General features: G+C 36.6%; 3 protein-coding genes and 1 pseudogene. 1 reads left to right on the top strand and 3 read right to left on the bottom strand.

The features are described from left to right. The 3 genes and pseudogenes from ACP6PL_RS15920 to ACP6PL_RS15910 all read right to left on the bottom strand — a co-directional run. A partial coding sequence (locus ACP6PL_RS15920; protein ID WP_426546238.1) for a hypothetical protein occupies positions 1 to 1,711 on the bottom strand: 1,711 nt, incomplete at its 3' end. A 963-nt stretch (positions 1,712 to 2,674) separates the two neighbouring features. After that, a complete protein-coding gene (locus ACP6PL_RS15915) occupies positions 2,675 to 4,075 on the bottom strand; it encodes a phosphotransferase (protein WP_426546237.1) in 1,401 nt (466 codons plus the stop codon). 92 nt (positions 4,076 to 4,167) lie between these two features. Continuing rightward, positions 4,168 to 4,348 (bottom strand): annotated as a pseudogene (locus ACP6PL_RS15910) (hypothetical protein). A 168-nt stretch (positions 4,349 to 4,516) separates the two neighbouring features. Here ACP6PL_RS15910 and hypF point away from each other — a divergent pair. Further along, positions 4,517 to 6,895 (top strand): carbamoyltransferase HypF, encoded by a 2,379-nt coding sequence (gene hypF / locus ACP6PL_RS15905; protein WP_426546236.1) that lies wholly within the window; start codon positions 4,517 to 4,519, stop codon positions 6,893 to 6,895. Positions 6,896 to 6,922: the final 27 nt, after the last annotated feature.

Below are 6,922 nucleotides of genomic sequence, written 5' to 3'. Positions count from 1 at the left end.
CGATAGTAGCTCCATATAGACTGACTCTACCCTCAGCCTGGAAGCCATTTTTCAGCAAAACACCACTTTGGACTTTTATACTTTCAGCAAAAAGCGCATCTCCTTCTTTATTAGAGAAATAACCATCACTACAGTCGAGTTGACCACCGATAGTAGCTCCATATAGACTGACTCTACCCTCAGCCTGGAAGCCATTTTTCAGAATGACATCAGCTTTGACTTCTATATTCTGAATATTGAGCGCATCTCCTTGTTGATTAGAGAAATGACCATTACTACAGTCGAGTTGACCACTAATAATAGCTCCAGATAGACTGACTTCACCCTCAGCCTCGAAGCCTTCTCGAAGAAAGACATGACCTTTGACTTCTATGCTCTGAGCAACAAGAGCATCTCGTTGTGGATTAGAGAAATGACCGTCACTACAATTGAGTTGACCACCAATAGTAGCTTCTAATAGAATGACTCTACCTTCGGCCTTAAAATAATCACCAAGAAAAACAGAACCTTTGACTTCTATATTCTGAATATTGAGTGCATCTCCTTCAGAATTAGAGAAATGACCATCACTACAGTCGAGTTGACCACCAATATTAGCTCCAGATAGACTAACTCTACCCTCAGCTTTGAAACTTTCTCTGAGAAAGACATCAGCTTTTACTTTTATGTTGTCAGCAAAGAGCGCATCTCCTTCAGAATTAGAGAAATGACCATCACTACAGTCGAGTAAACCAATAGTAGCTCCAGATAGACTGACTCTACCCTCAGCCTTGAAATCATTGCTCAGAAAGACAGATTCTTTGACTTCTATATTCTTAGCATTGAGCGCATCTCCTTCTTTATTGGAGAAATGACCTCCACTACAAGAAAGTTGACCACCAATAGTAGATCCAGATAGACTGACTCTACCCTCAGCTTTGAAACCATTTCTCAGAAAGACATCAGCTTTTACTTCCATACTTTCAGCAAAGAGCGCATCTCCTTCTGGATTAGAAAAATGACCTTTAATACAATCAATTTGACCACCAATAGTAGCTCCAGATAAATCTACCTCACCCTGACTCTGAAAGCTATTGTGCAGATATAAACTACCCCTAACTTCTATCAATTCAGCATCAATACCAACAACATGACTACCATCAAACTTAATTTCTTCTACCTTCGCTCCCCTCAGAATAATTTTTTCTGTAAAAACACATTCTGTGAAATAGAATAAACTTTCAAACTTAACAAACTCAAGATTTAATTCCCCCGAAATCTTAGCTCCACAAACCTGTAAACCATGATTAGTAAAATATTTAAAAGCTTCCACATCTGTACATAACCACTCAATAAACTTAGCCGATAATATCCGCTTTTCTCCCCATGTTTCTGCTGTAGCTGGATTATTAAATTCCTTTTCTTTAGCGATCGCTGCTAATAACTGTTTTAACTGTTCTGGATGTTCTGACTTTTCTAACTCCTTTAACTTTTCTAAGTCTAAATCTTCCAAATATTCTAAATTTTCTACATCATCTAACTTTTTTAATTGTTCTTTTAACAGTTCTAAATCTAACTGTTCCTTAAGCAAAGTAACTTCTGGAGATTTAACTTGATAATCAGCAAATTCTCCTGTAACAATAGCTTTTAATAACTTTTGCTCAACGGAAGTAAGTTCTTCTTTGTACCTCTGCTTGGATAATTTAACTAAATTATTAAGTTTGTCGTTCATAACTTTTCAGATTTTAGGAATACCTTTAATATTGTATCTGTATCTGTTCAAAACATTCCTATTGTAATTTTCGGCGTTGCTGAATCAAGGGATGAGATCAAATCCGGTAGTATTGGTATAAAAAAGCAGAGAAACCGGATTTGTATCAAATGCCTTACAATACTAACATTGACTTCCCACAAACCCGGTTTCTTAAACACTCTAAAAAAGGATCATCCAATGCTAAACATTTGGATGTTCTTTCTAAGCTGTGATAGGAACTTGTTCGAGGTGATTCTCACTAGAATTGAGGCAACCGTGTCTCGATGTACTGTTTTCTCTTTAGAATAGAGCATCGTCTTACATCTTTTATGCTCATGCTTGAGGTAAGCCAGACAATCAGCATATACACCTTTATTAACCAGTATCTCTAGAATTTCACGATAAGAATTCTCATCAATGGTTTTAGACCTTAATTCTTCGAGTCGATCCCGCTCTTGCTCGTTGGATCTTTCGGTCATCAGATACACTGCCAACGTTAGTTTTCCATTAATGAAATCCGATATACAAATCCATAGGTATCATTGATGTTTTTCAATCTTTAAATAATTGCCTAAATATATTACCTTCAATTGCTTAAGATTGACTAGGTTAAGTTAGTATATAGTAATTTTGACTTGAGTCAGAAACATTTAGTAAAACTTATCATCTGGCCAAAATATAGTATAATGGCCACAATCTAGTACAATACAATTGCATAGAGATGATATTTCCAACACTGGAAAAATATGTTGAATAGTCAATTGATTCAAGACAATAATATTATCATTTTCTAGACTTCATCACACCATACAAACTCGATCAGTTATGATAATCAAAAATCTCAATTAATATTATCTAGAATCTCTGAGATATGCAGAACAAATGACCGTCGTCTATGGCACTGTACAAGGTATTGGTTTTCGCTCTATTATTATCCCATTCTTAAATTTTGCATTTCAAAAGTTGTCGCATAAAATAGGGAAGAGCATTACACTCCTGTTTTGCCCTCGGTTCTAAACAGGCAGTAATATGCTGATAGGTAACGGCATGATGTAAAGCACATAAGGGCTTGGCTAATTTCCAAGCTTCTAGTAAACGTGACTTTGATTCATAAATTTCCCATTGGCTTAAGTATTCATCTCGCAAACTGCTTAAGGGCGAGAAAAAAGGGTTTTTATTCTGGATAAAAAATAGTGGAAACATATCAAAGAAAGGATGAGATATACAGCTATCTGTCCAATCAAAAATGAGATATTTATTGTTATGCAAAGCAGCATTTCCTAAATGCAAATCTCCATGAACTAATGTTTGGGGAATTTTATATTCTGCCAGTTGAGAACATAAGTTTTTCAGATTTGGAGCAAGTGTTTGTAACTGCTTAATTTCCGATTCTTTGAATTGAGATAGAATATTTTGATCGTTAAACAAAACATCTATTTGAGTTGATAATTTTTCTAAACGTCTGTCTAAACATCCGATACTCAATAAACGATCGATATGCTGAATTGATTTGATTTGTATTTGAGCAAGTAAACGATAAATATCTTTTTGCAACTTGATGGGTGAATTTCTGCCAATAGGTTCTCCAAAGTCAGCTAATAACATCCAGTGATGCTCAGAATTTATACTAAGCACAGTAGGAATATGTTGGGGAAATAAATTTGCTAATTCGGTTGTGACTAATGGTTCGTTGCAAAAAAGAGGTAGTGTAGATGCTTGCTTGAAATAAATATTTCCTGCTGTGGTATTAACCTGCAATACACAAGATATACCCCAACTTTTGATACATTCTACGGGAGAAAGTTGTTGATAATTTAATTCTAATAATTGCTCCTCAATCCATTTTTGGGAAGAGTATAACCAACCTTTTCTAGCCCAAGGTGGACGTAATTCAGGAATTTTATTACTGCCAATTTCTGTTAAATATTCTTGGATAACTGATTTATGTTCTGGTAATTTTAGAGATAGGTTTCTCAAAGTTTCAAGGTCAACCCAAGAAGCATCTTTGAATTTTTCTATAAGCTCTTTCTTCAAATAATTATGTTCCAGTACATATATAGTTTGAATTTCACATTTAGATTTATCGTCATAATTATGAGCGTAATATAAAATGTTTGCCGAAATTCCCAGTTCTTGTTCTATTACTTTTTGAATAGTTGCAAATTCACTAGGGTGTATATCTTCATTTACACAACTATTGGGTAGAAAAAAACTATTTTTGTCATCGGATAGCATCAAAATTTTAGCTTCAGTGGGATGGGGTAAAATTGCATAGAAATGAGATTTCCAACGCTGGAAAAATCTGTTGAATATCCAATTTATTCTTGACAAGAATTTCATCATTTTGCACATATAGCATACAAACTTTATTGACTATTATAAATCAAACTTTTTCAAGGCAGGTTTAAACGAAAAACTAAAACTTAATTCCACAATTATTTCTCTATGAGTTTCCTGAATTCGTTAACATTTTCAGAAAAACTTCAGTTCTCCTTTTTGTTGTTCAATTTGCGCTAACTTGAAATTACTATAAATTTTGTCGCGTCTTTCTTCCCGGATGTATTGTTTTAACAACAATTGAATTTCTTGCTTTTCATCTGTCGAAAGACCTTTGATTAATTCAACTACATCATTAAAATGTCATATTTTTGTAGACCTCATCATACCAAACAAATTTTATCAGTTATGATAGAACCTATTTGCTATCTTTTGAGAAATTTGAGGTTGAAAACCTCTAAAATCTTACTTTTGAATTTTGACTTTTGAATTTTGAATTTATCCATCATGTCTGAAACAGCAGAACAAATTCGCATCTATGGCACTGTGCAAGGTGTCGGTTTTCGCCCTACTGTCTACCGCATCGCTAAAACATTGGGTTTGCGCGGTGAAGTCAGTAACGACGGACAAGGTGTCTTAATTAAAGTTGTGGGCGATCGCTCTACCATTAACCAATTTATCGAAAAAATTCATTCTGAACGCCCTCCACTTGCCCACATCGAAACCATTACGCGCCACCCCCTGGAAAACGCAAATTTCCCAGAGTTTATCATCGCTGCCAGCACCAATAACACCATTTGTACCCAAATAGCACCCGATGCTGCCACCTGTGCCAACTGCAAAAGTGAAATATTCGACCCTTTGAGTCGGTGGTATCGCTACCCATTCACAAACTGTACCCACTGCGGACCCCGCCTCAGTATTATCAAAAAATTACCTTATGACCGCAAAAACACCACGATGGCAGATTTTAATCTTTGCTCAGAATGTCAGGAAGACTATTCCGATCCCCTCAACCGTCGCTTCCACGCTCAACCTACTGCTTGTCATGTTTGCGGACCAAAAGCTTGGTTAGAAAGAGCGGATGGTAAACCAGTCAGTGCCGATATGTTCTCAATGTTGGATGATGTGGATGCGGTATGCACTCTCATCCAACGAGGAATGATAGTTGCTATCAAAGGTTTAGGGGGTTTTCATCTTGCTTGCGATGCCACTAATGAGGAAGCAGTGCAAAAATTACGTCTTCGCAAACGTCGCCCAGATAAACCTTTGGCGTTGATGGCGCGAGATATTGATGTGATTTCTGAATATTGCAGTATTAGTGCAACGGAACAGAAATTACTTGAAAGTGTTGCTGCTCCCATTGTGTTGTTGGAAAAAACTATTGCGCAACAGTTAGCACCCAGTGTTGCACCAGGACAAAATATTTTGGGTTTTATGTTGCCATATACACCACTCCATCATTTAGCATTGCGTCGTTTAAATGTTCCCATAGTATTAACAAGTGGCAATTTTTCTGATGAACCTCAGTGTATTGATAACGAAGAAACGCGAGAGAAACTATCAGAAATTGCTGATTATTTTCTCATACATAATCGCCCTATTTTTAATCGGGTTGATGATTCTGTGGTGCGAGTTATTAAGGAAGTGCCTCAAGTATTACGTCGTGCCCGTGGTTATGCTCCTGCCCCGATTAATTTGCCTCCAGGATTTGCCGATATTCCTCCTATTTTGGCAATGGGAAGTGAGTTAAAAAATACTTTTTGTTTGTTGCGGGATGGACAAGCTATTTTGTCTCAACATATTGGGGATTTGGAAAATAGTTTGGCTGCTACAGCTTATGAAAAAACTTTGAATCTTTTTTTAGGTTTATTGGAGGCAGAACCGAGTATAATTGTTGTGGATAAACACCCAGAATATTTATCAACAAAACTAGGTAAAGATTTGGCTGCTGCTAATGATTTAAAAATAATTGAAGTGCAGCATCATCACAGTCATGTCGCAGCTTGTATGGCAGAAAATGGATTAGATATTGATTGTCAGCCAGTTTTAGGAATTGCTTTAGATGGATTGGGTTATGGGGAAGATGGAACTATTTGGGGCGGAGAATTTTTATTAGCAGATTATCGCAGGTTTGAACGTTTAGGAACTTTTAAACCTGTGGCAATGATTGGAGGCGAACAGGCAATTTATCAACCTTGGCGAAATACTTATGCCCATTTAGTTGCTGCTTTTGGCTTAGACTTTCTTAAGGATTACGAAGATTTAGAATTATTTAATTTTTTCCAAACAAAACCTCTGGCCACGCTGAATCAAATGCTGGAAAAAGGGATTAATTCTCCTGTGGCTTCTTCTTGCGGACGCTTATTTGATGCGGTGGCTGCTGCTATTGGGATTTGCCGAGAATCTTGTAGCTATGAAGGCCAAGCTGCCATAAATTTAGAGGCTTTGGCAACAGAGTATTTATTAAATGATGCTGAAGAAATCGAGGGTTATCAATTTAATATGTTAAATTTACATACAGATAGTAAATTCCCTCTTACTTATCTGTTGTCACAGCCGATGTGGCAATCCTTACTGATAGATACAAAACAAAGTGCTACTCCGGCTCTGATGGCAGCTAAATTTCATCAAGGATTGGCGATCGCTATTTCTGAGATGGTAGCTGAATTTCATCAGAGTTGTGAGTTTAATAAAGTCGCTTTGACTGGAGGAGTATTTCAAAATAAATTGTTACTTGCAGGAGTGAGCGATCGCCTAACTAAAATGGGTTTGGAAGTGTTGACTCACAGTCAAGTCCCACCTAATGACGGTGGTTTATCTCTGGGTCAAGTAGCGATCGCTGCTGCTAAATTAAGGGAGAAGGAAAAAGGTTTAAGAGTTTAATAAATTTAATAAATAAAATCAATAAAA

This window comes from Dapis purpurea BLCC-M126 (assembly GCF_050015975.1).
In the GTDB taxonomy this organism is placed as follows: Bacteria; Cyanobacteriota; Cyanobacteriia; order Cyanobacteriales; family Microcoleaceae; genus Trichodesmium.
This window is presented reverse-complemented; position numbering and strand designations above follow the sequence as displayed.